Source organism: Nonomuraea sp. NPDC003214 (genome assembly GCF_053590035.1).
Map to the genome: position 1 here is coordinate 323,208 of NZ_JBSFSX010000008.1, position 25,294 is coordinate 348,501.

Below are 25,294 nucleotides of genomic sequence, written 5' to 3' on the forward strand. Positions count from 1 at the left end.
GAAAAGTACGCGGAACGCGCTCCCCGGACCCTCCGGAAACACAGCGGCCATCACGGTCGTTAGGTTTGTGGACGACCTCTATCGAAGGGAAGATCGTGTCCGCTCCGGACTCATGGAGTATTGGCCCGTGCACGAGCACGGGTACCCCTGAGAGCTCGCAACGGTGAGCGCCTATATGGGCCTTCTGGCCCTCTTCCTGCTCACAGCCGCGACCGGCTACTTCGTCGCCCAGGAGTTCGCCTTCGTCGCCGCCGACCGGGGCGTCCTGCGCGAGCAGGCCGCCGCCGGCGACCCGGCCGCCGAAAAGGCGCTCCGGGTCACCTCCCGCCTGTCCTTCATGCTGTCGGGCGCGCAGCTCGGCATCACCGTCACCGCGCTGCTGGTCGGCTTCCTGGCCGAGCCCGCCATCGCGGTCCTCGTACGTCCCTGGCTCACCGAGGCCGGGCTGTCCGACGGCCTGATCACCGGCCTGTCGGTGGCCATCGGCGTGTTCGTGGCGACCATCGTGCAGATGGTGCTCGGCGAGCTCGCCCCCAAGAACCTCGGCATCGCCAGGCCGGAGCCGGTCGCCAAGTTCCTGGCCGGCTCCACCCTCGCCTACCTGGCCGTCGTCGGCCCGGTCATCCGGCTGTTCGACTCGGCGGCCACCGGCCTGCTCAGGAAGGTCGGCATCGAGCCGGTCGAAGAAGTGGAGCAGGGCGCCACGCCCGAGGAGCTCTCGCGCATCATCGAGGAGTCGACCGAGGCCGGCGAACTGCCGCCGCGCCTGTCGGAGCTGCTCGAACGGGCGCTGGAGTTCGGCGACCACACGGCTGAGGAGATCATGGTGCCGCGCCCGAGGGTGGTCGTGTTGCGCTCCTCCCAGCCGATCTCCGACCTCGTGGAGACCATGCGCGAGTGCGGGCACTCCCGCTACCCGGTGCTCGGCGCCGACGGCGACGTGCTCGGCGTGACGGGCGTGCGCGAGCTGCTCGCCTCCGGGCTCGACGAGGGGCGCGTCGCGGCAATCACGCGCCCGCCGCTGCTGGTCCCCGACTCGCTGCCGCTGCCCGCCGTGCTCGACCGCATGCGGGTGGCCAAGGACGACATCGCCTGCGTGATCGACGAGTACGGCGGCCTCGCGGGCGTCGTCACCGTCGAGGACCTGGCCGAGGAGCTGGTCGGCGAGCTCGTCGACGAGAACGACCCCGACCCGGTCGGCGCGGTCGCGCAGGCCGAGGGCGTCTGGGACGTGCCCGGACGGCTCCGGCTGGACGAGGTCGAGCGCGCCACCGGCGTCGCGCTGCCCGAGAGCGACGACTACGACACGCTCGGCGGGCTCATCCTGGCCAAGCTCGGCCGGATGCCGGAGGCGGGCGACACGGTGACGGTCGAGATCGTCCCCGAGCCCGACCCGTTCGCCGAGGACGCCGAGCCGCCCCTGGCCGAGCTGACCGTGATGTCGATCAACCGCCGGGTGCCCGAATGGGTGCGTCTGGCCCCGGTCCGGCACGCGGAGGCGGCCCGATGACGATGATCCTCGTCAGCCTCGCGCTGCTGGCCTTCAACGCGCTGTTCGTGGCCGCCGAGTTCGCCTTCGTCTCCTCGCGCCGGCACCGGCTGGAGGAGATGGCGGGCGGCGGCAACCGCCTGGTCAGGATCGCCGCCAGGTCCGCCGTGGGCGGCAGCCGCCAGCTCTCGCTCATGCTGGCCGGCGCCCAGCTCGGCATCACGCTGTGCACGCTGGGGCTCGGCCAGGTCACCGAGCCCGCCATCGAGCACTACCTGGAGCCGGTCTTCGCCACCATCGGCATCCCGGAGGCGCTGCGGATGCCGATCGCGCTGACGCTGTCGCTGGCGCTGGTCACGTTCCTGCACATGGTGGTGGGCGAGATGGCGCCCAAGTCGTGGGCGCTGACCCATCCCGAGCGGGCGGCGCTGCTGCTGACGCTGCCGTTCCGGGCGTTCACCTGGGTGATGCGGCCACTGCTGTCGACGCTCAACGGCGTGACGAACGTCATGCTGCGCCTGTTCGGCGTCCAGACCCGGGACGAGCTGGCCACCACCAGGACGCCGCGCCAGCTCGCCATGCTGGTCGGCGAGTCGGGCCGGATGGGCCTGCTCGACCGCGAGGAGCACGACCTGCTGACGCGGGCGCTGCGGTTCGAGGCCGAGGGCATCGAGCGCCTGATGGTGCCGATCGGCCAGGTCGTCGGGGTGGCCCCGGCCGCCGGCACCGCCGAGATCCGTGAGGCGGCCGCCCGCAGCGGTCACCTCAGGCTGCTCGTGACCGGGCCGGCCGGCGTGGAGGGGGTCCTGCACGCCCGTGACGCGCTTCTGGAGCCCGGACGCACGGCGGGCGAGCTCGCCAGGCCGGTGCCGCGCCTGGAGTGCGTCACACAGGTCCCCGAGGCCGTCACGGCGCTCCAGGAGGCCCGCGCGCACCTGGCGCTGGTCACCGGGGCCGGTGGCGCCGTCATCGGCATGGTGAGTCTCACGGACCTGCTCGGCCAGCTTCTCGACACGAGGGCCCTGGCGGCCTGACCGGCGATGCCCGGCCCCGGATTTCCCGGGCCGGGCATCGCGCGCGTACGGAAATGTGCGTTAAATCACGCAAGTCATCCGAAAGTGATCTGAAAGTGGGGAGATCTAGCGTCATCCCTGCGGGAGGCGGCCGCGCCAGGCAGCCTGTGAGAAAGAAATAGCCCCGGCTCTTGCCAACCGGGGCTGTCTTTCGTCAGTGTGGGTCTGCCGATTTCATCGGTGAGACCGAAGTGGGCGAGGAGGGATTTGAACCCTCACGTCCTTTCGGACACACGGACCTGAACCGTGCGCGTCTGCCGTTCCGCCACCCGCCCTTGTGGGTGCGGAGAAACAGTAGCACGGAACAGCCACTGGTACTGAACCCGGATACGATCGCATAAGACACGGGAGCGGATGAGCAGGGCGCGACAGCCGACGAGCGCCAGGATCGCCGTGACCGTGGGACGAGCGGAGACCGGGCGCCACGAGCGTCTGGGGGCCGCGATCATATGCACGGAGGAAGGGAGGTACCCGGTGGGAGTCCTTCAGCGCTTCGAGCGACGGCTCGAAGGCTTGGTTGAGGGGGCCTTTGCGCGGGCGTTCAAATCTGACCTTCAGCCGGTCGAGGTCGCCAGCGCGGTGCAGCGGGAGATGGACGAGCGGGCGGCGATCGTCGCCCAGGGTCGCACTCTCGTGCCCAACGACTTCGTGGTTGAGCTGTCGACGACCGACAGCGAGCGGCTTGAGGTGTACGCCGACAGCATCAGCCACGAGCTGGCCAACCTCGCCAGGGAGTACGCCAAGGAGCAGGGCTACTCCTTCGTGGGACCGGTCCGGGTCCGATTCGAGACCGCCGGCGATCTGGCGGTGGGACTGTTCCGCATCAGGTCCGGCGTCATCCGTGGCGCGACCGTCGAGCAGGACGAGATCCGCCAGCCGGCGAGCGACCTGCCCCCGTCGCGGCCCAACGCTTTCGGCGGGCGGCCCCGGCTGCTCGTCTCCACCCAGGACGACCCGCAGGGCGACCGCTCCTACGAGCTCACCACTCCGGTGACCTTGCTGGGCCGCGGCACCGACTGCGACCTTCGTCTCGTCGACCCCGGCGTCTCGCGTCACCACGCGGAGTTGCGCGTCGAGGGTCAGCAGGTCGTCCTCGTCGATCTCGGATCGACGAACGGCACTTTCGTCAATGGCCAGCCGGTACGCAGAATCGAGCTCCAGAACGGCACGCGAGTGACGTTGGGGCGTACGACTCTGGTGTTCCGGCGCGATTAGGGGTAGACAAACGGTCCATGTCCGAGCTCACGCTGCTGCTGATCCGGCTCGCTTTCCTGGCGGTGCTGTGGTTCTTCGTCATTGCCGCAGTCGGCGTGATCCGGACGGACTTGTTCGGATCACGCACTGCTCCCGCCGGCCCGCGCAAGGGGGTCAAACCCGCCAAACCCATGGCAAAGCCCAAGAGCAAGAAGGGCGAGCCACGCCAGCTCATCGTGACAGGTGGCCCACTGCAAGGCACCACCATTAACCTCACGGAGACGCCCATCACCATTGGCCGGGCCAACGACGCGACGCTGGTCGTCAGCGATGACTACGCATCCAGCCGCCATGCCCGGCTCTTCCCTCAGGACGGTCAGTGGATCGTGGAAGATCTCGGCTCAACCAACGGCACGTATCTCGACCGCTCGAAAGTCACCCGTCCGACCCCGGTGCCGCTCGGTGTTCCGATCCGCGTCGGCAAGACAGTCATTGAATTGCGCAAATGACCATCGCACTCCGCTACGCCGCCCGCTCGGACGTCGGCCTCCTCCGCGAAGGGAACGAGGACTCGGCGTACGCCAGCGGCCGCCTGCTCGCCGTCGCCGACGGCATGGGCGGGCACGCACACGGCGAGGTGGCGAGCTCCGTCGCCATCGCCGCCATGGCCTCTCTCGAAGAGGCCCAGCAGGGGGGTGACCTGCTCAACGCCATCGAGGCGGCCGTCCGCGACGCCAATCGCAAGCTGCACGAGATGGTGGGTCGCGATCCCAGCCTCAAAGGCATGGGCACCACGCTCACGGCCATGCTGTGGAACGGCACCCAGGTCGCGCTGGTGCACGTCGGCGACTCGCGCGCCTACCTGCTCAGACGCGGGGAGCTCTACCAGATCACCCACGATCACACGCTGGTGCAGCAGCTCGTCGACGACGGCCGCATCACGCCCGAGGAGGCGGCGACGCACCCGCAGCGCTCGATCCTGCTGCGCGCGCTCGACGGCAGCGGCGAGGTCGACCCCGACCTGACGCTGCGCGAGGCCCAGGTCGGCGACCGCTACCTGCTCTGCTCCGACGGCCTGTCCGGCGTGGTCAGCGCGGAGACGCTGCACGCCACGCTGACCAACCTCGACGATCCCGAAGAGGTGGTGCGCCAGCTCATCGACCTGGCCAACCGGGGCGGCGGACCGGACAACATCACCTGCGTGCTCGCCGACGTGCTGGAGATCGGCGACGAGCCGCAGCCGGTGACCGAGGCCGCGGTGGTCGGCGCGGCGGGCATGAACCGCCTGATGGCGGAGGAGACATCGCCTGGAGGAGCGGGCGCGGCCACGGCGCCCCAGCCGGTGATCGGTGACGACGAGGACTTCGACGAGCCGGTCGCCCGGGCGGCCGGCCGGCCGCGCCGCCGCCGCGTGTGGCCCGTGCTGGCCTCGGTGGTCTCCGTGGCCGCGATCGTGGGCGTCGGCGGCTACTTCGGCTGGCAGTACACGCAGGACCACTTCTTCGTCGGCGCCTGGGACGACGAGGTGGTCGTGTTCCAGGGCATCCAGCAGGAGGTCGGGCCGCTGCAGTTCTTCAAGGTCGCCGAGCGCACCGGCCGTTCGCTGTCGGAGCTGTCCCCCCCGGATCAAGCCCTCATAAGGGACGGCATCGAGGTCACCAACGTCGCCGAGGGCCTCACCAAGATCAACAGCCTTGACTTCTCCGACCAGAAGGCCACCAGCACGCCCGAGGCGACCGCGTCGCCATCCACCACGCCGACGAAGACGAAACCCCAATAAATGAGCGAAGTGGCCGCTTCCCCCGTCCCCATGCCCGCCAAGCGTCGCCTGGCCCAGCTGGTCATGCTCGCGTTCGCGGTCGCCATCACCATGGGCGCCTACGCGAACGTCGGCCTGGCGATGAACGGGGAGATCCCGTCGGGGATGCTGACCTACGGCCTGAGCCTGGGCGGGCTGATGCTGGCCGCCTATCTCGTGCTCGCCAAGTTCGCCCCGTGGGCCGATCCGCTGATCCTGCCGCTGGTCACGGTCATCAACGGGCTCGGGCTCGTGATGATCTTCCGGCTGTCCGAGTCGCCGTCGAAGCTGCCGTCGGCCACGCTGGCCTCGCCCAACTCGCAGATCCTGTGGACTCTCGTCGGCGTCGTGCTGTTCAGCGTCACCCTGATCTTCATGCGCGACCACCGCGCGCTCCAGCGGCTCACCTACACCGCGGGCGCGCTCGGGCTGCTGCTGCTCGTCTCGCCGCTCACCCCGGGCCTCGGCCAGGAGCTCAACGGCGCCCGGATCTGGATCGGCATCCCCGGCCTCGGCCAGCTCCAGCCCGCCGAGTTCGCCAAGCTCGCGCTGGTCGTGTTCTTCGCCGGCTACCTGGTGGCCAAGCGCGACGTGCTCGCCCTGGCCGGGCGGCGGCTGCTGTTCATCGACCTGCCGCGTGCCCGCGACCTCGGCCCGGTGCTCATCACCTGGGGCGTCAGCCTGGGCATCCTGGTCATGCAGAAGGACCTGGGCTCGTCGCTGCTGCTGTTCGGCACGTTCATCGTGATGCTCTACATCGCCACGCAGCGCAGCTCCTGGGTCATCATCGGCATCCTGCTCTTCGTCGGCGGCGCGCTGCTGGCCGGCATGCTCTTCGACCACGTACAGGCCCGGTTCGAGGTCTATCTCAACCCCGAGGACCCGGAGCTCTTCAAGAAGATCGGCGGCAGCGAGCAGCTCATGCAGGGCCTGTTCGCCATGGGCTCGGGCGGCATCCTCGGCACCGGCCTCGGCCAGGGCCACCCGGAGCTGATCCCGCTGGCCTTCTCCGACTTCATCTTCGCCGCCACCGGCGAGGAGCTGGGCCTGACCGGCCTGATGGCGCTGCTGATGCTCTACGCGCTGCTGGTCGAGCGCGGCCTGCGCACCTCGCTCGCGGCCCGCGACCCGTTCTCCAAGCTGCTCGCCGGCGGCCTGTCGTTCCTGCTGGCCTGGCAGGTCTTCATCATCGTCGGCGGCGTGACCAACCTCATCCCGCTGACCGGCCTCGTCACCCCGTTCATGTCGCAGGGTGGCTCGGCGTTGCTGGCTAACTGGATCCTTATCGCGCTCCTGGTACGCATGTCTGATGCCGCTCGGCGCCCCCCGCCCCAGGCGATCCAGAACGAGGGAATGACGCAGGTGTTCCAGCGATGAACGGAACGATCAAGCGAGCGGCCGTAGCTTGCCTGGCCATGTTCGCGCTGCTGATGATCAACGTGAACGTGCTGCAGGCGGTCAGCGCCAAGGACCTGAGCGACGACGCCCGCAACACCCGCAACTTCTACGAGCGTTACGCGGTGCAGCGCGGTCGCATCACGACGGGCGGCAAGGTCATCCTCGCCCAGTCGAAGGAGACCGACAGCAACGAGTTCAAGTTCGTCAGGCAGTATCCCGAGGCCAAGCTGTACGCGCACGTGACCGGTTTCTTCTCGCCCGAGAGCGAGTCGGGCATCGAGCACTACCGCAACGACCTGCTCGACGGCTCCAGCGCCGACCTGCTGCTCCAGCGCGGCATCGACCTGTTCACCGGCGAGCCGACGCGCGGCGCGAACGTCGACCTGACGATCAACCCGAAGGCCCAGCAGGCCGCCTACGACGCGCTGCGGCAGAGCGGCAAGCGCGGCGCCGTGGTCGCGCTCAACCCGAAGACCGGCGCGATCCTGGCGATGGTCTCGCTGCCCACCTACGACCCGGCCGAGCTGTCCGGCACCAACAAGAGCCAGGTGTTCTCCCGCTACGACGAGCTCGCCAAGGACAAGAACCAGCCGCTGCTCAACCGCAACATCGACCGCACCTACCCGCCCGGCTCGACGTTCAAGGTCGTGACGGCGGCGGCGTACCTGGAGGACGACCCCAGCCGCGACGGGCAGACGGTGGTCGACGCGCCGCAGGTGCTCAAGCTGCCCAACACCACGGTCGGCCTGCCCAACTACGGCGGCGCGGCGTGCGGCTCCGGCCAGGTCACGCTCGTGTACGCGCTGGAGAGGTCGTGCAACACGCCGTTCGGCTCGATGGGCATGGACCTGGGCTACGACAAGATGCGCGAGCAGACCGAGCGGTTCGGCATGGGGGTGCCCGTCAGCGTCCCGATGCCGGTGGCCAAGAGCGACTTCGGCCCCCGCGAGGACCAGTCGGCGGTCGCCATGGCCTCGATCGGCCAGCGCAGCAACCAGATGACGCCGCTGCAGATGGCCATGATCGCGGCCGGCATCGCCAACGACGGCACCGTGATGAAGCCGTACCTCGTGAACAAGATCACCGACGCCAAGGGTGACACGATCGACGAGGCCGAGCCCGACGAGCTGACCGAGGCGGTCAGCCCAGAGACGGCGGGCAAGCTGCGCGACATGATGGTCAGCGTCGTGCAGAACGGCACCGCGAACCAAGCTCAGGTCTCAGGCGTCCAAGTAGCGGGCAAGACCGGCACGGCCGAGACCGCTGAGGGACAGGCGCCGCACGCGTGGTTCATCTCCTTCGCGCCGGCCGACGACCCGCAGATCGCGATGGCGGTGCTGGTGGAGTCCGGCGCCGCCAGGGTCGGCGCCGAGGCGACGGGCGGCGGCACGGCCGCCCCGATCGCGCGGACCGTGATGGAGGCGGTGCTGAAGTAGTGAGGGACTGTAACGTGCAGGACCATGCGGCTCGGTAACCGCTACCTGCTGATCTCCCGCATCGCCACCGGAGGCATGGGGGAGGTCTGGCGTGCCCGCGACGAGCTGCTGGGCCGCGAGGTCGCCGTCAAGGTGCTGCGCAGCCACGTCTACGCCGACCACACCTTCCGCGAGCGCTTCCGCAACGAGGCGCGCATCACCGCGGGCCTGGCCGACAGCGGCATCGCGCAGATCTTCGACTACGGCGAGCACAGCGACCTCGCCTATCTGGTGATGGAGCTGGTGCACGGCGAGCCGTTGTCGGCCATCCTGGCGCGCAACGGCTCGCTGGGCCCCGAGGTGACGCTCGACGTGCTGCACCAGACGGCCAGGGCGCTGCACGCGGCGCACGCCTCCGGGATCATCCACCGCGACGTCAAGCCGGGCAACCTGCTCGTGACGCCCGAGGGCGCCATCAAGGTGACCGACTTCGGCATCGCCCGCGCGCTGGAGGCCGCGCCGGTCACGCAGACCGGCACCGTGCTCGGCACCGCCCAGTACGTCAGCCCGGAGCAGGCGCAGGGCCTGCCCCTGACGCCGGCGACCGACCTCTACTCGCTGGGCGTGGTGGCCTACGAGTGCCTGTCGGGCCGGACCCCGTTCCAGGCCGACAGCGCGGTGGCGATCGCGCTGCTGCACCTGAACGAGACGCCGCCGCCGCTCGGCGTCGACGTGCCCGCGCCGGTGCGCGAGCTCGTCATGGCGCTGCTGGCCAAGGACCCGGCGCGGCGGCCCGGGTCGGCGCTGGAGATCGCGGACCGCGCGTTCGTGCTGCGGGAGTCGCTGGCGGGCGGCGGCGACGGCGGCGCGGAGCTGAGCATGCTCACCGACCCGTCCGGCTTCAAGGTGCGCCCGCCCGACCCCGAGGACGAGCGGACCACCGACAGCCTGGGCGAGAGCCCGTCGACGGTGCTGCACGAGCGCGCCCCCAAGCGGCGGCGCAGCCGTGCGCTGGCGCTGGTCGCGGGGGCAGGATGCGCGGCGGCGGTGGGGATCGGCGCGTTCGCGCTCACCCCGGCCAGGGCCCCGGTCCAGGCGCCGCCCCCGGTCACCGAGCCCGCCTCGCGGACGGCCTCACCGGTGAAACCGAAACCGTCGCCCGGTAAGAAGGAGACCCGGCGGCCCCCGGTTGTTACGGTGAAGTCGACGAAGCCGGTACCCTCGCGGTCGGCTACGGTAAGCAAGTCAGCAACACCGACGAAGACGCCGACGCCGAAACCGACCCCGACCACCACCCGAACCCCGACCCCCACACCGACCCCGACGCCGACGCCCACGCCGACACCGACGACGTCGGCCACACCGGACCCGGGTGAGACAAACCCGACGAAGGAGCAGACGTGACGTGCCAACGGGTCGACGATGGACACCGGCGGCCGCCCCCCGCGCAGGCCGGCACCAAGATGAACGGTAAGGGACAGTGCAGGAAATGACTCAGCCTCGGCAACTCGGAGGTCGTTACGAGCTCGACGGTGTCGTCGGGCGCGGCGGCATGGCCGAGGTGTATCGCGCCCGGGACATCCGGCTCGACCGGGTGGTCGCGATCAAGACCCTCCGGTCGGATCTGGCTCGTGACCACACCTTCCAGGCCCGTTTCCGCCGTGAGGCGCAGTCGGCGGCGTCGCTGAACCACCCGGCGGTCGTGGCCGTCTACGACACGGGCGAGGACGTCACGGACGGCACTCCCGTGCCCTACATCGTCATGGAGTACGTCGACGGGCGGACGCTGCGCGACCTGCTGCGCGCCGACCACCGGCTGCTTCCCGAGCGCGCGGTCGAGCTGGTCGACGGCATCCTGCGCGCCCTCGACTACAGCCACCGCGGCGGCATCGTGCACCGCGACATCAAGCCGGCCAACGTGATGATCACCCGGGCCGGCGACGTCAAGGTGATGGACTTCGGCATCGCCCGCGCGATGGCCGACTCGGCCGCGACGATGACGCAGACCGCGCAGGTGATAGGGACCGCCCAGTACCTGTCGCCGGAGCAGGCCCGCGGCGAGCGGGTCGACGCGCGCAGCGACATCTACTCCACCGGGTGCGTGCTCTACGAGCTGCTGACCGGCCAGCCGCCGTTCACCGGCGACTCCCCTGTCGCGATCGCCTACCAGCACGTGCGCGAGGAGCCGATCCCGCCGTCGCAGATCGACCCGGAGATCCCCGCGTGGGCCGACGCGATCGTGCTCAAGGCCATGGCCAAGGACCCCGCCCACCGCTATCAGAGCGCGGGCGAGATGCGGGCCGACATCCAGCGCGCGATGTCCGGCATGCCGGTCGACGCGCAGACGATGGCGATGACGGGCAACTACGGCCAGGGCACCCGCATGATGACGGCCACCCAGGCCGCGCAGGGTCCCGCGACGCAGCGCACCGGCACGGTCCCGCCCTACGAGTACGACGAGGGCGGTGGCGGCGGCGGTCGCGGCCGGCGCCGGGCCAACAGCGGTGGCGGCGGCAGCGCGGTCAAGACGGCTCTGTGGATCATCATCCCGCTGCTGATCATCGGCGCGTTCATCACCATCGGCTACGTGGTCCTGAGCGGCGGCGGCAGTGACACCCCGACCGACTCCCAGATCGCGGTGCCCGAGCTGGTCTCGACCGAGCAGGAGTACGCCGAGGCCCAGGTGAAGAGCGCCAAGCTCACGCCCAAGGTGGTCGAGGAGTTCAGCGCCGAGTTCGACAAGGGCACGGTCATCAAGACCGACCCGGCCGCCGGTACCAAGGTCGACGAGGGCGCCACCGTCACGCTGTACGTGTCGAAGGGCACGGAGAAGGTCGCGGTGCCCGACGGGCTCGTGGGCATGAGCGTCGACGAGGCCAACCAGTTGCTCAGCGAGCTCGGGCTCAAGGGCGTGGTCGAGCCCAGGGCGTCCACCAAGGCGCAGGGCAAGGTCTTCCAGACCGACCCGAAGGCCGGCGCGGAGGTGGAGAAGGGCGGCACGGTCAAGCTCTTCATCCCCAAGGAGCTGGCCACGGTGCCCAGCGTGCTCGGCATGACCGAGCAGGAGGCCAAGGCGCTGCTGGAGTCGGAGGGCTTCAAGGTCAAGAGCGTCCCGCAGCCGAGCGAGCAGGCGGCCGGCACCGTCATCCAGCAGAACCCGGGCGAGGGCGCCAAGCTCGCGCCGAGGATGACGGTCACGATCGTGGTCTCGGAGGGGCCGGACGTGTCGACGCCCACGCAGGAGCCGACGGACGACTTCCCGACCGACGGCCTGCCGACCGACACGCCGACGGACGACTTCCCGTCGGAGGACGAGCCTCCGGGTGACGACGGTCCGCTCGACGGCGGCCTCAACGGCTGACCAGGCGTGCCGAAGGCCGCCATCCCGTTCGCGGGGTGGCGGCCTTCCGCATGAAAGAAGCGCCCCCGCCGCTCGGGGGCAACGGCGGGGACGCTCATCTGGATGTCGCCCCGCGTTCGCCGTTCGTTACACCAATCCACGCAACCAGTTCAAAAGGAGCCGGTGGCCGTGCTCGGAAAGCACGGATTCGGGGTGGAACTGGACGCCCTCGATGGGTGCCTCGCGGTGGCGCAGGCCCATGATGACGCCGTCGGCGGTGCGGGCGGTCACCTCCAGCACGTCCGGGACCGTGCCCGGCAGCACGGCCAGCGAGTGGTAGCGGGTCATCCGCACGGGCGTGGGCAGCCCGTCGAACACGCCGCGCCCGTCGTGCTCGACGGCGCTGGTCCGGCCGTGTACCGGCTCGGGCGCCCGCCCGACCGAGGCGCCGAACGCGCGGGCGATGGCCTGGTGGCCGAGGCAGACGCCGAGCAGCGGCCGCGCGTCGCGGTGGGCCCGGTGGACGAGCGGGACGCTCACCCCGGCGGCCTCGGGCGTGCCGGGCCCCGGGCTGATCAGGACGCCGTCGAAGCCGTCGGCGTCGGCCACCCGCACCTCGTCGCGCGGGCGCACGTCGCACTCGGCGCCCAGTTCCTTGAGGTACTGGACGATGTTGTGGACGAAGCTGTCGTGGTTGTCCACCACGAGGACACGGGTCATCGGCGTACGGTCACCTCGTCGAGCGTCACCGCCGGCTCCAGGAGCGGAAACACGGCATACCAGAGTACGGCGACCGCGACCGCGCTCAGCACCACGGCCCAGGCCGCCTTGGCGCCGGTGCTGCCCGGCAGCTTGCGCCAGATCCAGCCGTACACGTCACTCCTTCCTGAGCTCGGTCTTCTTGAGCACCCCGTACACGATGAGCCGCTGGGCGGCGGAGTATTCGGGGTGGCAGGTCGACAGGGTGATGAAGGCGCGGATGGGCCGGATGTCGGGCTTGCCGGGCACCGGGGCGAGCACCTCGACCTCGTCGGGCTCCACGATGTCCTGTGAGGTCACCCGGTAGGTGTAGCGGGCCTCGCGGGCCTCGACGATGATCTCGTCGTCGCGTTCGAGCTCGTCCAGGCGGTTGAACGGGGCCGCGTACGTGGTCCGATGCCCCGAGACCACGAAATTTCCCACCTTGCCGGGCGGGGCGCTGGCCGGGTCGTGCCCCGGCCCCTTCTTCAGGTGCTCGGCGTCCACCCCCTCCACCACCGCGTAGCGGTAGCCCCGGCCCAGCTTCGGGATGCGCAGCAACGCCACGGCCTCGCCCAGCTCGATTTTCGCCAGGCGGCCGGCGTTGCGCTCCTCCAGCTCGCGCTGCAGCAGGAGCTGCTGGCTCTGCGTGTACGCGCCCGTACCCCAGAGCAGGTAGGCGCAGAACAGCATCAGGATCAGGCCCGCGGTGACGCTCAGCTCCCCCACGGTCCGCAGCAAGGCCCGCACCCGCCCAGAGTAAGCAGGTCCGAACCGTGACCCTGGGGATCGCCATGTCGTGCGCGTGGCGACTATCCTGGGGCCGCTACCCTTAACGAAGAGCCTGCGGACGATCCGGAAGCCCAGGCCCTCAGCAGGAGTTAACCCAGTGCCCAAGTCGAAGGCCCGCAAGAAGGCGGTTTACACGCCGCCGCAGAAGTCCCAGCAGGTGAAGGTCAGCCCGCGCTGGCTCGCGCCGACGATGGTCGCCGCCTGGCTCATCGGCATTCTGTGGATCGCCACCTACTACGTGGCCCCTCAGGCGCCCTTCATCGGCGATCTGCAGAACTGGAATCTGCTGATCGGGTTTGTTTTCATCATCTTCGGTGTGGTGCTTTCCACTCGCTGGCGTTAGTTCTTTCCACAGTCTTTTCCACACCTGGGGACAGAGCTCAGAGGGTGAGGGTGACCGCCCGCACCACGACGAGCGCCGCGAGCAGCACCACCGCTCCCGCGATCGCCGCCACGTGCCACAGGGTCCGGTTGTTCCCGGGGGCGTAGGCCATCCCGGCGGCCAGCGCCGCCCCCGTGATCAGCCCGCCGATGTGTCCTGTCCAGCTGATGCCGGGCACGAGGAACGTGATGGCCAGGTTGATCACGAGCAGCACGATGATGCCGCGCACGTCCATGTTCAGCCTGCGCCCGACCACGAACACGGCGCCGAACAGGCCGAAGATCGCCCCGGACGCGCCCATGCTGAACGTGTTGGCCGAATCGAACCACAGCCCCAGCACCGATCCGCCGAGCGCGCTGATCAGGTAGAGCGCCACGAACCTGACATGCCCGAACGCCCGCTCCAGGTAGGGCCCGGTCACGTAGAGCGCCCAGCAGTTGAACAGGATGTGGAAGACGCCGAAGTGCCCGAACGCGGCGCTGAGCAGCCGGTAATACTCGCCGTCGACGAGCACCCAGTAGGGGTTCATCGCCAGCATGCCGCTGACGACGTCTCCGGTCAGGTATTGCGCCCCGAACACCAGCACGTTGACCGCCAGCAGCGTCCACGTCACGAACGGCGTGCGCACCACCGCCCCGCCGAACGTCGACCTCGCCTGCCGGATCCCCCGGTTGCCCTCGGCGACGCACTCCGGGCACTGGAACCCGACCGCGGCATCCCGCATGCAGTCAGGGCAGATGGGCCGCTCGCAGCGCTGGCAGCGCACCCACGTCTCACGATCGGGATGGCGGAAACACGTCGGCACCGCCTCGGCGGGCTGCTCGGGCTGCGGAGGCGTGCTGGGCGGCTGGGCGGTCATGACCGCAGCCTATGACTTGGCCGGGCATGCCGCGTCCCCCCTGCCATGCCCGGCCCGGTCGTGCGTCGGCGCTTCTACTCCTGGACGCGCTCGATGGTGACGCTCTCCAGGACGACGTCCTCGACCGGCTTGTTGTTGCGGCCGGTGCGGACCTTGGAGATCGCGTCGACCACGTCCTGGCCCTCCAGCACCTCGCCGAAGATGGTGTGCTTGCCGTTGAGGTGCGCGGTGTTGACCGTGGTGATGAAGAACTGCGACCCGTTGGTCCCCTTGCCGAAGCGGACGCCCGCGTTGGCCATGGCCAGCAGGTAGGGGCGGTTGAAGGCGAACAGGTCCGGGTGGATCTCGTCGTCGAACTCGTAGCCGGGGCCGCCGGTGCCCTGGCCCAGCGGGTCGCCGCCCTGGATCATGAAGTCGGGGATGACACGGTGGAAGATCGTGCCGTCGTAGTAGCGGTTGGTGCTCTTCTCGCCGGTGCCCGGGTGGGTCCACTCGCGCTTGCCCTCGGCCAGCTCGACGAAGTTACGGACCGTTTTGGGAGCCTTGTTGGGGAAGAGCTCTACCTTGATATTGCCGTGATTGGTCTGCAGGTTTGCGATCAGCTTCTCAGCCACGAGACAGCGGCCTTCCTCTATGCACCGGGTTGGTTTTGTGGTGATTTGACGACTATGGCCGTACGGCCTTCGGGCCCATCCTCCCACGCCCCGTCATGATTGAGCCGCCTTGTACCGGGAAGGTCAGGCGCGGGGCCCCAACGACAGGGGAGGTAGTCGTGTCCCTGACACTGAGGAAACGCCACGTGGCCATAGAAGTGCCCACCACGTGGTTGGGCCGGATGAAGGCCCAGGCCGTCAAGACCGGCCGCAGTATGGCGCCGATGGCCGACCAGGCAAAACTGGTCGCCAACCGGCGAGTGGAAGACGCCCGCTACTGGGCTGCTCCAAGGCTAGAGAACGCCGCGCACCGGGTCGAGGACCAACTCGCCCCGGCCGTGAGTTCGATGCTCAACTCGGCCGCGTACAAGGTGAATCCCGCGAGGCCGAAGTCGCGGCGCTGGCCGATGCTCGTCCTGATCACCGGTCTGGCTGTGGGGACGGTGGGCTACATGGTCTACCGCCGCAACGCCCAGCAGTGGACCGAGCACATGAAGGACTCCGCCTCCGACGCCTCGCGCTGGGTCGGCGAGAAGTCCGACAGGGCTGCGGACACCGTGCGCCACACGGGCGCCAAGGCGTCCGACAAGGCGGACGAGGTCTCGCGCAAGCTGCCGTGATCGGCGACTGAAGCGCGCCCCCGACAACCGGGGGCGCGCTTTTCGCATGTTCAGGGGCCTATATCGTCACCTGCATGCTGTACGGCAGAACCGCGGAGACTGCCGCGATCGACGAGCTCATCGGATCGACGCTGGCCGGAGACGGGCGGGCGCTGGTGATGCGCGGGGCGGCGGGGGTCGGCAAGTCGGCCCTGCTCGACCTGGCGGCCTCCCGGGCCGGAGGCGCGACCGTGCTGCGCGCCGGAGGCGTCGAAGGGGAGGCGGACCTGGCGTTCGCGGCGCTGCACCAGCTCGTGTGGCCGGTGATCGGGCTGCTCGACGCGCTCCCGGGGCCCCAGCGTGACGCCGTCGCCGGGGCGTTCGGGATGGCGGCGCCCAGCCAGGACCGGTTCCTGGTGTCGGCGGGGGTGCTCTCGCTGCTCGTCGAGGCGGCGGCCGACAGCGGGCTGATCTGCGTGGTGGACGACTTCCAGTGGGTGGACCGGGCCTCGGCCGACGCGCTGCTGTTCGCGGCCAGGCGGCTGCGTACCGAACGGGTCGGGATGGTGCTGGCCGTACGCGGGGACGCGCCCGTCAAAGGGGTGCCCGAGCTGCGGGTGGACGGGCTCGACGCCGAGAGCGCCGACGCCCTGCTGGACACGCTGGCCGAGGTGGCGCCGGGGGTGCGGTCGCGGCTCGTGTCGCTCACCGGCGGGAACCCGCTCGTGCTCGGCGAGGCGGTCGCGGTGCTGACCGCCGACCAGCTCGCCGGGCGGACGCCGCTGCCGGACCCGCTGCCCGGAGGCGAGCAGCTGTTCGGCGACCAGGTGGCGCTGCTCTCGGAGGGGGCGCGGCGGGTCCTGCTGGCGGCCTCCCTGGAGAGCGACCTGGGGCCCGTGCTGGGGGCGGCGGACGCGCTCGCCGGGGTCCCTGAGCGCGGAACGCACGAGGCCGGGCTGCAGGAGGCCGAACGGGCCGGGCTGGTGGTGGTGTCCGGGGCCGTGGTGCGGTTCCGGCACCCGCTGGTGCGATCCGCCGTGCACGCCGCCGCCGGGGCCGGTGAGCTGCGGCGGGCCCATGAGGTGATGGCGGAGCTGGTCGACGGGGACCGGCGGGCCTGGCACCTGGCCGCCGCCGCCGTGGGCCGGGACGAGTCCGTGGCCGGCGCCCTCGCGGCCGCAGCCGGGCGGGCGCAGGCCCGGGGCGGCTACGGTGACGCGGCCACGGCGCTGGCTCGGGCGGCCGAGCTCACCCCCGACCCCCTCACCCGGGCGCGCCGGCTCAAGGACGCCGCCGAGGCCGCCTGGCTCGGCGGTCGCCCGGGCCAGGCCCAGACCTACCTGGCAGAAGCCCGCCTCCTGGTAGAGGCCCCGCCCGGGGCGGAGACGCCCGTGCCCCGGGAGGCGCCCACCCCCGGGGAGGCGGGCGCCCTCGGGAAGGCGGGCGGCCTCGGGGAGGCGGGCGGCCTCGGGGAGACGCGCGCCCCGGCGGAAGCGCGCCCCTTGGAAGAGGCCCCATCCGGGCGGATGGAGGCGCCCGCCCGCACGGAGGCGGGCGCCACGGCGGAGGCGCATGCCCTCGCGGAGGCGGGCGCCCCAGAGAAAGCGCGCGCCTTCGTGGAGGGGTGTGGGCCCGGGGAGGGGTGTGGGCCCGGGGAGGGGTGTGGGCCCGGGGAGGGGTGTGGCCGGGGAAAGGGCGAGCGGGGGGAGGTGGCGGGGGAGGTGGCTCGGCTGCGGGGGCGGTTCGAGCTGAACTCCGGGGACGCCGCCGAGGCGATGCGGGTGTTCGCGGCCGGCGACAGCCTGGAGATGCTGGCCGACGCGTGGGAGGCGGCCAGCGTGGTCGGGGACGTGGCGGCCATGGTGGACGTCGGCCGGCGGGCGGAGGGGTTCGCGCCGGGCTTCCTGCGCGACATCCTGGTGGGCGTCGGGGCGATGCTGCGTGACGGGAGCGGCGGCGGGCTGCTGCGCGGGGCGCTGGCACGGACCGGTGAGCTGAGCGGGGCGGCGGAGTTCCTGTGGGCCGCGGCGGCGGCGTCCTACCTGGGGGAAGCGGACGTGTCGGCGGAGCTGATCCGGCGGGCGGGCCGGGTGGCGCGGGTGTCGGGGATGGTGGGGCAGCTCCCGGTGGTGCTGGAGTTCGTGTCGACGGCCGAGCGGGTCGGGGGCAGGCTGGCGGAGAGCGCGGCGGTGGCCGAGGAGGGCCTGGCGCTGGCTAGGGAGGCGGGCTACACGAACTCGGAGGCGGCCCACCTGGCGAACCTGGCGGTGGTGGCGGCGCTGCGGGGCGAGGAGGAGCGGTGCCGCGCGTACGCGGGTGAGGCGCTGGCCATCGCGGTGCCGCACCGGGTGGGGTTGCGGGCGGCGGTGGCGGCGTACGCGCTGGCGATGCTGGATCTGGGGATGGGGCGGTTCGCGGCGGCGCACGACCGGTTCGAGGCGATCCGGGCGGCGGGGCCGGGGGCGGGGCATCCGACCGTGGTGTGGCGTTCGACCCCTGACCGGGTGGAGGCGGCGATGGCCGCCGGGGACTCGGCGGCGGCGCGGGAGGCGCTGGAGGGGCTTGACCGGTGGGCGGCACAGGCCAGGACCGACGAGGCGCGGGCGCTGCGGCTGCGCTGCGTGGGGCTGGTGGAGGGCGCGATCGAGCCGTTCGAGGAGGCGTTGCGGCTGCACGGGGAGCCGTTCGAGGAGGCGCGTACGGCGTTGCTGTACGGGGAGCGGCTGCGCCGGGGGCATCAGCCGGGGCAGGCGCGCGGGCCGCTGCGGGCGGCGCTGGAGACGTTCCAGCGGCTGGGCGCGGAGCCGTGGGCGCGGCGCGCGCACGCGGAGCTGCGGGCGGCTGGCGAGGCCGTGGAGCGGCCGGCGGGCGACGCGCTGGCGGCGCTGACGCCGCAGGAGCTGCGGATCGCGCGGCTGGTGGCGGAGGGGGCGTCGAGCAAGGAGGTGGCGGCGCGGCTGTTCCTCAGCCCGCGGACCGTCGAGTATCACCTGTACAAGATCTATCCCAAGCTGGGCATCACCAGCCGTACTGAACTGGCCCGCCTACTGTAGGAGGCCAGTAGTCCTACGGAAGGCGGCACGGGCCTGGTCCGGCAGGCTGACAGGCATGCAAACGAACCTGATTGATAGTGACGGCGTCGAGATCTGGACCGAGGAGTTCGGGGACGCGGCGCACCCGCCGGTCCTGCTGGTGGCGGGCTCGGGCGCGCAGGGTGTCACGTGGCCGGACGAGCTCGTCGGCAGGCTGGTGGCGGGCGGTCGCCGGGTGATCCGCTACGACCACCGCGACACCGGCAGGTCGGGCACCGTCGACTTCGACGCGCGTCCTTACAGCTGGCTCGACATCAAGGACGACATGCTGCGCGTGATGGACGCGTACGGGCTGGAGAGCGTGCATCTCGTAGGCCATTCGGCGGGCGGGCTGATCGGCCAGCTCGTCGCGGTGGAGCAGCCGGAACGGGTGCGGACGCTCACGGTCGTCGGCGCGTCGCCGCTGGGCGGGGGCGAGGGCCAGGTGATCATGCGGGCGCTGATGGGCGAGCCGCAGCCGGAGGGCAGCCTGCCGCCGCCGACGCCGGAGTTCGTGGCGCACTTCCGCGCGGTGATCGCGAGCCCGCCGCCCGCGAGCCGGGGTGAGGAGATCGACGCGCTGATCGCCGAGGCGCGGGTGATGAACGGCACCGCGCTGCCGTTCGACGAGGACGCGGAGCGGCGGCTGGCCGAGCGCGTGCACGAGCGGGCGCGTGACCTGGGGGCGGCGATGAACCATCGGCGGGCCGGCCAGACGGCTCCGGACTTCGAGCCGGTGGGCGCGCTGCCCCGGATCAAGGCGCCGACGCTGGTCGTCGAGGGCACGCACGAGCCCGCCAAGCCGGGCCACGGGGCGCTCATCGCCGAGGAGATCCCGGACGCCGAGCTGCTGGTGGTTCAGGACATGGGGCACATGGTCGCACCCCGGTTCGCGGACGAGCTGGCGGCGGCCATCGTCACTCACACGGCCCGGTGAACGCCCCCAGCGCGGCGAGCACGTCGACGACCTGGCGGGCGTCGGGCGTGCTCGCCGGGTCGAGCAGCCACTGGATCATCAGCCCGTCGGAGATCGCGATCAGCACCGACACCAGCGCCTCGGGCGGGACCGGCAGCTCGATGCCGAGCTCGGCGGCGCCCCGGTGGAGCATGGCGACGCCCGCCTCGCGGCCCCTTCCGTAGGCGGCGGCCAGGCGCTCGCGCAGCACGCTCTCGCGCAGCGCCGCGGGGTAGCCCTCGATGCAGACGACGAGCTGGGGCCGCATCTCGTCGAACACGTCGATGAGCGCGACCATCGCCCGCTCCAGCAGGTCACGCGGCGAGCCGACGGCGTCGCCGAACATCGCCTCCTCCACCCGCGCGGTCCACGCCTCGTAGCAGCCGGCGATGGCCTCGTTGAGCAGGGCGTCCTTGCCGCCGAAGTGGTAGCCGATGGAGGCCAGGTTGGTCCCCGAGGCGGCGACCAGGTCGCGGGCCGTGGTGCGGGCGTAGCCCTTCTCCTGAAGGCAGCTCACCGCGCCGGCAAGGAGTTTTTCGCGGTATCCCGCCTCTTTTCGTGCCACGTGATCCATGCTACAGATGTATACGAGCGTATATGACGTACGTACATATCAATTGGAGCTGATGCACGTGCTGCCACCCGGGCCCCGGCTGCCCGCCGCTCTCCAGACGGCCTGGTTCATGCGTGATCCCGCAGGGCTGATCGAGCGCTGTCACGCCAGATACGGGGACGTCTTCACGATCCGCTGGTTCGGCTTCCCGCCGGAGGTGTACGTCGCGACGGCCGAGCTGGCCGAGCAGGTCTTCAGGACCGACCAGGGCGGCGGGCTGGCCGGCGCCGCCCGGCGCGACTTCCTCGAACCGCTGGTGGGGGCGCACTCGGTGCTGACGCTCGACGGCGACGCCTGGGCCGGGCACCGCAAGTCGCTGACGCCGCCGCTGCGCGCCAGGCAGGTCGCCGGCTACGCGGACGAGATCGCGGCCATCGCCGCAGAGAAGATCGCCGCCTGGCCGCTCGGCAGGCCGTTCGCGCTGCGCGACCGCATGCAGGAGATCACGCTGGAGATCATCATCCGATTGATCTTCGGCATCCGCGACGCCGAGCGCATGGGCCGCCTGCGCGCGCTGCTCCCCCGCCTGATCGAGTCGGGCGGCTCGACCTCCGTCGCGATGCTCCCGGCACGGCTGCGCGGCCCGGCGGCGGCGCTGCCGTTCCTGCCGTACGCGCGGTTCCTGAGGCTGCGGGCGGCCGTCGACGCCATCCTGTACGACGAGATCCGCCGCAGGCGCGCGGACCCGGACGGCACGGACGTGCTGAGCCGGCTGCTGAACGCCGGGCTCGGCGACGAGGAGGTCCGCGACGAGCTGATCACGCTGCTCATCGCCGGTCACGAGACCACGGCCACCGGGCTGGCCTGGACCTTCGAACGGCTGCTGCGCCTGCCCGACGTGCTGCGGCGGCTGCCCGACGACGAGCCCTACCTCGACGCGGTCGTCAAGGAGGCCCTGCGCGCCAGGCCCGTGGTCTATGAGGCGCCCCGGCTGCTGGACGCCCCGCTCCGGCTGGGCGGCTATGACATCCCCGCGGGATGGTACGCGGGACCGTTCATCCCGCTCGTGCACCAGGACCCCGCCGCGTTTCCGTCACCGGCGGAGTTCCGCCCGGAACGCTTCCTGGAGGGGCAGCAGAGCCGGGCGTGGATGCCCTTCGGCGGCGGCCGGCGCTTCTGCGTCGGCGCGCAGCTCGCCCTGCTGGAGATGCGCGTGATCATCCGTGAGGTGCTGCACCGCCTGGAACTCGTGGCGCCTGATCAGGCGCCCGAGGCCAGGCGGCTCGCGAACGTCACCCTTGCCCCGGCGGAGCTGACACGCGTCATTGCGCGCGCTCGGACTCCTGCTCGGACGCCGTAGCCGGCCGCATCTCGTCGCGCCCGGCATCGGCGCCCAACTCCTCGCGGAGCCGGTCATAGTCGATGTGATGGTTGGTGTACTTCAGCTGGCGAGCGACCTTCGTCTGCTTCGCCTTGGCTCTTCCTCGGCCCATGGCTACTCCCTAGTCCCCGCTGTCATGCTATCCAACAACGTTACGACTTGAAGAATTATGCAACTGCGCTGGATTAGTCTGGCACTATGCACGTGGAGGTCAACCAGGCCAAGGCCGACTTCTTCCGGACGCTCGGCCACCCCGCTCGCATCCGAGTGTTGGAGCTACTCCAGGAAGGGCCACTACCCGTGAGGGATCTGCTGGCCCAGATCGACATCGAGGCGTCCAGCCTCTCCCAGCAGCTCGCGGTCCTGCGCAGGGCGGGCATCGTCAGCGCGATCCGCGAAGGCAGCACCGTGGTCTACACACTGGCCACGCCGGAGCTCGCCGACCTGCTCGGCACCGCCCGTCGCATCCTCACCGACATGCTCGCAGACCAGGGACAGCTTCTGGCCGAGCTCCGCGCGGAGGTCCCCTGACCCACGCGTTAGGCTCTGCCCCATGGTCTCCGAGCTGTTCGATCCCCGGGCGTGGCAGGCTGTCGACGGGTTCGACTTCACCGACATCACCTATCACCGCGCGGTCGACCAGGGCACGGTCCGCATCGCCTTCAACCGGCCGGAAGTGCGCAACGCCTTCCGGCCGCAGACGGTCGACGAGCTCTACCGTGCGCTCGACCATGCCCGCCAGAGCACCGACGTGGGCTGCGTGCTGCTGACCGGCAACGGCCCGTCGCCGAAGGACGGCGGCTGGGCGTTCTGCTCCGGGGGCGACCAGCGCATCCGGGGCAAGGACGGCTACCAGTACGCCGACGGCACGCCCTCGACCGGCCGGCTGCACATCCTCGAGGTGCAGCGGCTGATCAGGTTCATGCCCAAGGTGGTCATCTGCGTGGTGCCCGGCTGGGCGGCGGGCGGCGGCCACAGCCTGCACGTGGTGGCCGATCTCACACTGGCCAGCGCCGAGCACGCCCGGTTCAAGCAGACCGACGCCGACGTGGCGAGCTTCGACGGCGGCTTCGGCTCCGCCTATCTGGCCCGGCAGGTGGGGCAGAAGTTCGCCCGGGAGATCTTCTTCCTGGGCGACACCTACAGCGCCGCCGACGCGCACCGGATGGGCATGGTCAACGCGGTGGTGCCGCACGCCGAGCTGGAGTCGACGGCGCTGGAGTGGGCGCGCAAGGTCAACGGCAAGTCGCCGACCGCGCAGCGGATGCTCAAGTTCGCCTTCAACGCGATCGACGACGGGCTGGTGGGCCAGCAGGTGTTCGCCGGTGAGGCGACGCGGCTGGCGTACATGACCGACGAGGCGGCCGAGGGGCGCGACTCCTTCTTGGAGAAGCGCGAGCCCGACTGGTCGCCGTTCCCCTGGCACTACTGACCGTGCGGATCGTGGTGCCGCCCGCGCTGACCGAGAGTCACGTGAAGTGGGACGGCGAGGCGGGCCGGGCGTGGTCGGCGGGGCTGCCCGCGCTGGCCGAGCGCTACCTGGAGGAGTGGGAGCTGCGGCTCGACGGGGAGCCGATGCACGGCGTGGTGTCGCTGGTGCTGCCCGTGGTGCGGGCCGACGGCGCCCCGGCGGCGCTGAAGCTGCAGCCGGTCAACGACGAGAACGCGAGCGAGGGGCCCGGGCTGCTCGCCTGGGCGGGCCGGGCCAGTGTGCTGCTGCTGGAGTCCGACCCGGCGACGGGCACGCTGCTGCTGGAGCGGCTCGACGGGGGCACGACGCTGTCGTCGGTGCCGGACGACCTGGCGGCGCTGGAGATCCTGACCGGGCTGCTGCGGCGGCTGGTGGCGGTGCCCGCGCCGGCCGGGACGCGGCGGCTGGCCGACATCGCCAGCGGCATGCTGGACGACGTGCCCGCCGCGCTGGACGCGCTGCCCGGCGAGGACGACCGGCGCTGGCTGCGGGTGTGCGCCGGGGCCGTCGGCGAGCTGGCGGGCGAGGCCGGCGACCGGCTGCTGCACTGGGATCTGCACTACGACAACGTGCTGGCCGCCGAGCGTGAGCCGTGGCTGGCGATCGACCCCAAGCCGCTGGCCGGCGACCCGGGGTTCGACCTGATGCCCGCGCTGCACAACCGCTGGGACGACGTGGTCGCCACCGGTGACGTGCGGCGGGCGGTGCTGCGGCGCTTCGACCTGATGACCGATCTGCTGGGCCTGGACCGGCAGCGGGCCGCGGGCTGGACGCTCGGCCGGGTCCTGCAGAACTCGCTGTGGAGCGTCGAGGACGGCGAGACCCGGCTGGACGACGTGCAGCTGGCGGTCGCGGAGGCCGTCGTCACGGTGTGGTGAGCGGCTCCGCCTCGAAGGCGCGGTGCAGCAGCCCGACGAACTCCGGCGCCTCGGGCAGCGCCTCGCCGCCGATCCGGTGCACCGGCACGCCGGGCGTCCACGAGTTCATCACCACGGCCCCGGCCAGCGACGGCAGGTCGGCGACCGTGATCTCCCTGACCCGCTGGGGCACGCCGAGGTCGTCGAGCCGCCTGCGCAGGATGCCCATCGTGGTGCCGGTGAGCATCGCGGCCTCGGGCCACACGACGGCCTCGCCGTCCCAGAAGGCCAGGTTCCAGATCGACGCCTCGCTCAGGCGGCCCCGCCGGTCCACGAACGCCGCGTCGTCGAAGCCCTGCTCGACGGCCTGGCGGAGCACGTACGTCTTCGCGGACTCGCCGACGTGCTTGATGGCGGGCAGGAAGCGTTCGTGCTCCACGACGGCCAGCGCCAGCGGGCCGCGCGGGCCGTCGGAGGCGGGGCCGGTGCTGACCAGCACCTCGGGCTCGGCGTCGGCGGCGGTGAACTCGCCCGCGGGCGAGTAGACGGTGGCCCTGAGCGAGAGGTCGGCGGGGCCCGCCTCCACGGCCGACCTGATGTACGCCAGCACCCGCTCGTCCGGAACCGCCCGGCCGAACAGCTCCTTGGAGGCGTTGCGCAGCCGCTCCAGGTGCAGGTCCAGCCCTCGTACGCGGCCGTCGCGCACCTGCATGGCGGTGAAGTGGGCGAATCCGGCGAAGGCCAGCGGCGCGAGGTCCTCGACGGTGACGGGCTTGCCGTTACGGGTGTCCATGATGCTTGCTCCCCGATGTACTGAGCGTCTGCAAATGTTGCATATGCATACATATCACGGGTTGCGGCAAAGTGTCGATCGGGGGCGACGCTTCAGTGACAGCCGATCCGGAAGAGCGCCACCATGAGCAAGGTCATCGCCGACATCAGCATGTCCCTCGACGGCTTCGTCGAGGCCGACGGACACACCCCGGAAGAGCCGATGGGCGTGGGCGGGGAGCGGCTGCACGAGTGGTTCTTCGACCTCGGCGAGCGCGCCGTCGCCGACGCTGCCCGGCCAGGACGTGGCGATCATGGGCGGCGCCGAGACGATCTGCCAGGGCATCAGGGCGGGCCTGGTGGACGAGCTGTCCATCCACCTGGTCCCGGTGCTGTTCGGCGCCGGGACCAGGCTGTTCGAGCAGGTGGAGCGGCACGTGCGCCTGGAGATCCTGCAGACCACGCAGCTGCGCTTCCGGGTGCTGCCCCGGGAGCGGTAGCCCGC

The 25,294-nt window shown here is 71.2% G+C and carries 26 protein-coding genes and 1 tRNA gene; 18 read left to right on the forward strand and 9 right to left on the reverse strand.

Annotated elements, in window-relative coordinates; all coding sequences use genetic code 11:
- Positions 1-175: 175 nt before the first annotated feature.
- Positions 176-1,510, forward strand: a complete 1,335-nt coding sequence (locus ACWDXC_RS26550; protein ID WP_449986274.1) for a hemolysin family protein — start codon at positions 176-178, stop codon at positions 1,508-1,510.
- A complete protein-coding gene (locus tag ACWDXC_RS26555; protein WP_449986276.1) occupies positions 1,507-2,523 on the forward strand; it encodes a hemolysin family protein in 1,017 nt (338 codons plus the stop codon). The genes ACWDXC_RS26550 and ACWDXC_RS26555 overlap by 4 nt, the downstream gene beginning before the upstream one ends.
- Before the next feature lie 231 nt (positions 2,524-2,754).
- Here ACWDXC_RS26555 and ACWDXC_RS26560 read toward each other — a convergent pair.
- Positions 2,755-2,837, reverse strand: a tRNA-Leu gene (locus tag ACWDXC_RS26560).
- Positions 2,838-3,036: 199 nt separating this feature from the next.
- Between ACWDXC_RS26560 and ACWDXC_RS26565 the strand changes: the two genes are divergently transcribed.
- The 7 genes from ACWDXC_RS26565 to pknB all read left to right on the forward strand — a co-directional run bounded on the left by ACWDXC_RS26565 (position 3,037) and on the right by pknB (position 11,728).
- A complete protein-coding gene (locus ACWDXC_RS26565; protein WP_219498484.1) occupies positions 3,037-3,777 on the forward strand; it encodes an FhaA domain-containing protein in 741 nt (246 codons plus the stop codon).
- A 17-nt stretch (positions 3,778-3,794) separates the two neighbouring features.
- Positions 3,795-4,265 (forward strand): FHA domain-containing protein FhaB/FipA, encoded by a 471-nt coding sequence (locus ACWDXC_RS26570; protein ID WP_219498481.1) that lies wholly within the window; start codon positions 3,795-3,797, stop codon positions 4,263-4,265.
- Positions 4,262-5,536: a Stp1/IreP family PP2C-type Ser/Thr phosphatase gene (locus ACWDXC_RS26575; RefSeq protein WP_449986277.1), complete on the forward strand. Its 1,275-nt coding sequence runs from the start codon at positions 4,262-4,264 to the stop codon at positions 5,534-5,536. Before ACWDXC_RS26570 ends, ACWDXC_RS26575 begins: the two co-directional genes overlap by 4 nt.
- On the forward strand, positions 5,537-6,931 hold the full coding sequence (locus ACWDXC_RS26580; protein WP_219498476.1) for an FtsW/RodA/SpoVE family cell cycle protein: 1,395 nt from the start codon (positions 5,537-5,539) through the stop codon (positions 6,929-6,931).
- A complete protein-coding gene (locus tag ACWDXC_RS26585) occupies positions 6,928-8,388 on the forward strand; it encodes a peptidoglycan D,D-transpeptidase FtsI family protein (protein WP_449986278.1) in 1,461 nt (486 codons plus the stop codon). The genes ACWDXC_RS26580 and ACWDXC_RS26585 overlap by 4 nt, the downstream gene beginning before the upstream one ends.
- Before the next feature lie 24 nt (positions 8,389-8,412).
- A complete protein-coding gene (locus ACWDXC_RS26590; protein WP_449986280.1) occupies positions 8,413-9,771 on the forward strand; it encodes a serine/threonine-protein kinase in 1,359 nt (452 codons plus the stop codon).
- Between the two features lie 85 nt (positions 9,772-9,856).
- Entirely contained in the window at positions 9,857-11,728 is a 1,872-nt protein-coding gene (gene pknB, locus ACWDXC_RS26595) for a Stk1 family PASTA domain-containing Ser/Thr kinase (RefSeq protein WP_449986282.1), read from the forward strand.
- Between the two features lie 126 nt (positions 11,729-11,854).
- Here the strand turns inward: pknB and ACWDXC_RS26600 are convergent, their stop codons facing one another.
- The 3 genes from ACWDXC_RS26600 to ACWDXC_RS26610 are packed head-to-tail and all read right to left on the reverse strand — an operon-like array spanning position 11,855 to position 13,195.
- Positions 11,855-12,427, reverse strand: coding sequence for an anthranilate synthase component II (locus ACWDXC_RS26600; protein WP_449986284.1), 573 nt, complete (start codon positions 12,425-12,427; stop codon positions 11,855-11,857).
- Positions 12,424-12,582, reverse strand: coding sequence for a hypothetical protein (locus ACWDXC_RS26605; protein ID WP_449986286.1), 159 nt, complete (start codon positions 12,580-12,582; stop codon positions 12,424-12,426). The genes ACWDXC_RS26600 and ACWDXC_RS26605 overlap by 4 nt, the downstream gene beginning before the upstream one ends.
- Before the next feature lies 1 nt (position 12,583).
- Positions 12,584-13,195: a class E sortase gene (locus tag ACWDXC_RS26610; protein WP_449986288.1), complete on the reverse strand. Its 612-nt coding sequence runs from the start codon at positions 13,193-13,195 to the stop codon at positions 12,584-12,586.
- A 139-nt stretch (positions 13,196-13,334) separates the two neighbouring features.
- Between ACWDXC_RS26610 and ACWDXC_RS26615 the strand changes: the two genes are divergently transcribed.
- Positions 13,335-13,580: a cell division protein CrgA gene (locus tag ACWDXC_RS26615; protein WP_219498459.1), complete on the forward strand. Its 246-nt coding sequence runs from the start codon at positions 13,335-13,337 to the stop codon at positions 13,578-13,580.
- Between the two features lie 37 nt (positions 13,581-13,617).
- Here ACWDXC_RS26615 and ACWDXC_RS26620 read toward each other — a convergent pair whose 3' ends face one another.
- Both ACWDXC_RS26620 and ACWDXC_RS26625 read right to left on the reverse strand, forming a co-directional pair.
- The gene (locus ACWDXC_RS26620) at positions 13,618-14,478 is read right to left on the reverse strand and encodes a rhomboid family intramembrane serine protease (protein WP_449986289.1); all 861 of its coding nucleotides are present in this window, start codon (positions 14,476-14,478) and stop codon (positions 13,618-13,620) included.
- A 74-nt stretch (positions 14,479-14,552) separates the two neighbouring features.
- Positions 14,553-15,092: a peptidylprolyl isomerase gene (locus tag ACWDXC_RS26625; protein ID WP_449986291.1), complete on the reverse strand. Its 540-nt coding sequence runs from the start codon at positions 15,090-15,092 to the stop codon at positions 14,553-14,555.
- Positions 15,093-15,250: 158 nt separating this feature from the next.
- Here ACWDXC_RS26625 and ACWDXC_RS26630 point away from each other — a divergent pair, with 158 nt between their 5' ends.
- The 3 genes from ACWDXC_RS26630 to ACWDXC_RS26640 all read left to right on the forward strand — a co-directional run bounded on the left by ACWDXC_RS26630 (position 15,251) and on the right by ACWDXC_RS26640 (position 19,738).
- A complete protein-coding gene (locus ACWDXC_RS26630; protein ID WP_449986293.1) occupies positions 15,251-15,751 on the forward strand; it encodes a hypothetical protein in 501 nt (166 codons plus the stop codon).
- A 74-nt stretch (positions 15,752-15,825) separates the two neighbouring features.
- Entirely contained in the window at positions 15,826-18,783 is a 2,958-nt protein-coding gene (locus ACWDXC_RS26635) for a LuxR C-terminal-related transcriptional regulator (RefSeq protein ID WP_449986295.1), read from the forward strand.
- Positions 18,784-18,838: 55 nt separating this feature from the next.
- A complete protein-coding gene (locus ACWDXC_RS26640) occupies positions 18,839-19,738 on the forward strand; it encodes an alpha/beta fold hydrolase (protein ID WP_449986297.1) in 900 nt (299 codons plus the stop codon).
- Here the strand turns inward: ACWDXC_RS26640 and ACWDXC_RS26645 are convergent.
- Complete coding sequence (locus ACWDXC_RS26645) at positions 19,719-20,321, reverse strand: TetR/AcrR family transcriptional regulator (protein WP_364168358.1); 603 nt, start codon at positions 20,319-20,321, stop codon at positions 19,719-19,721. The genes ACWDXC_RS26640 and ACWDXC_RS26645 overlap by 20 nt on opposite strands.
- A gap of 61 nt (positions 20,322-20,382) precedes the next feature.
- On the opposite strand from ACWDXC_RS26645, the gene ACWDXC_RS26650 reads away from it, so the two are divergent.
- Complete coding sequence (locus ACWDXC_RS26650) at positions 20,383-21,669, forward strand: cytochrome P450 (protein ID WP_449986298.1); 1,287 nt, start codon at positions 20,383-20,385, stop codon at positions 21,667-21,669.
- Here the strand turns inward: ACWDXC_RS26650 and ACWDXC_RS26655 are convergent.
- Positions 21,632-21,802: a DUF3073 family protein gene (locus tag ACWDXC_RS26655; protein ID WP_219519304.1), complete on the reverse strand. Its 171-nt coding sequence runs from the start codon at positions 21,800-21,802 to the stop codon at positions 21,632-21,634. The two genes, ACWDXC_RS26650 and ACWDXC_RS26655, sit on opposite strands and share 38 nt — an antisense overlap.
- An 86-nt stretch (positions 21,803-21,888) precedes the next feature.
- On the opposite strand from ACWDXC_RS26655, the gene ACWDXC_RS26660 reads away from it, so the two are divergent.
- From ACWDXC_RS26660 to ACWDXC_RS26670, 3 genes are read left to right on the forward strand one after another with little or no spacing between them, the layout of a single operon-like run.
- Positions 21,889-22,221 (forward strand): ArsR/SmtB family transcription factor, encoded by a 333-nt coding sequence (locus tag ACWDXC_RS26660; protein WP_049574618.1) that lies wholly within the window; start codon positions 21,889-21,891, stop codon positions 22,219-22,221.
- 22 nt (positions 22,222-22,243) lie between these two features.
- Positions 22,244-23,122, forward strand: coding sequence for a 1,4-dihydroxy-2-naphthoyl-CoA synthase (locus ACWDXC_RS26665; protein ID WP_357591183.1), 879 nt, complete (start codon positions 22,244-22,246; stop codon positions 23,120-23,122).
- On the forward strand, positions 23,119-24,039 hold the full coding sequence (locus ACWDXC_RS26670) for an aminoglycoside phosphotransferase family protein (protein ID WP_449986603.1): 921 nt from the start codon (positions 23,119-23,121) through the stop codon (positions 24,037-24,039). The genes ACWDXC_RS26665 and ACWDXC_RS26670 overlap by 4 nt, the downstream gene beginning before the upstream one ends.
- Here the strand turns inward: ACWDXC_RS26670 and ACWDXC_RS26675 are convergent.
- A complete protein-coding gene (locus ACWDXC_RS26675; RefSeq protein WP_449986300.1) occupies positions 24,026-24,811 on the reverse strand; it encodes an aminotransferase class IV family protein in 786 nt (261 codons plus the stop codon). The genes ACWDXC_RS26670 and ACWDXC_RS26675 overlap by 14 nt on opposite strands.
- Positions 24,812-25,094: 283 nt before the next feature.
- On the opposite strand from ACWDXC_RS26675, the gene ACWDXC_RS26680 reads away from it, so the two are divergent.
- Positions 25,095-25,289: a dihydrofolate reductase family protein gene (locus ACWDXC_RS26680; RefSeq protein ID WP_449986301.1), complete on the forward strand. Its 195-nt coding sequence runs from the start codon at positions 25,095-25,097 to the stop codon at positions 25,287-25,289.
- The last annotated feature ends 5 nt before the right edge of the window (positions 25,290-25,294 follow it).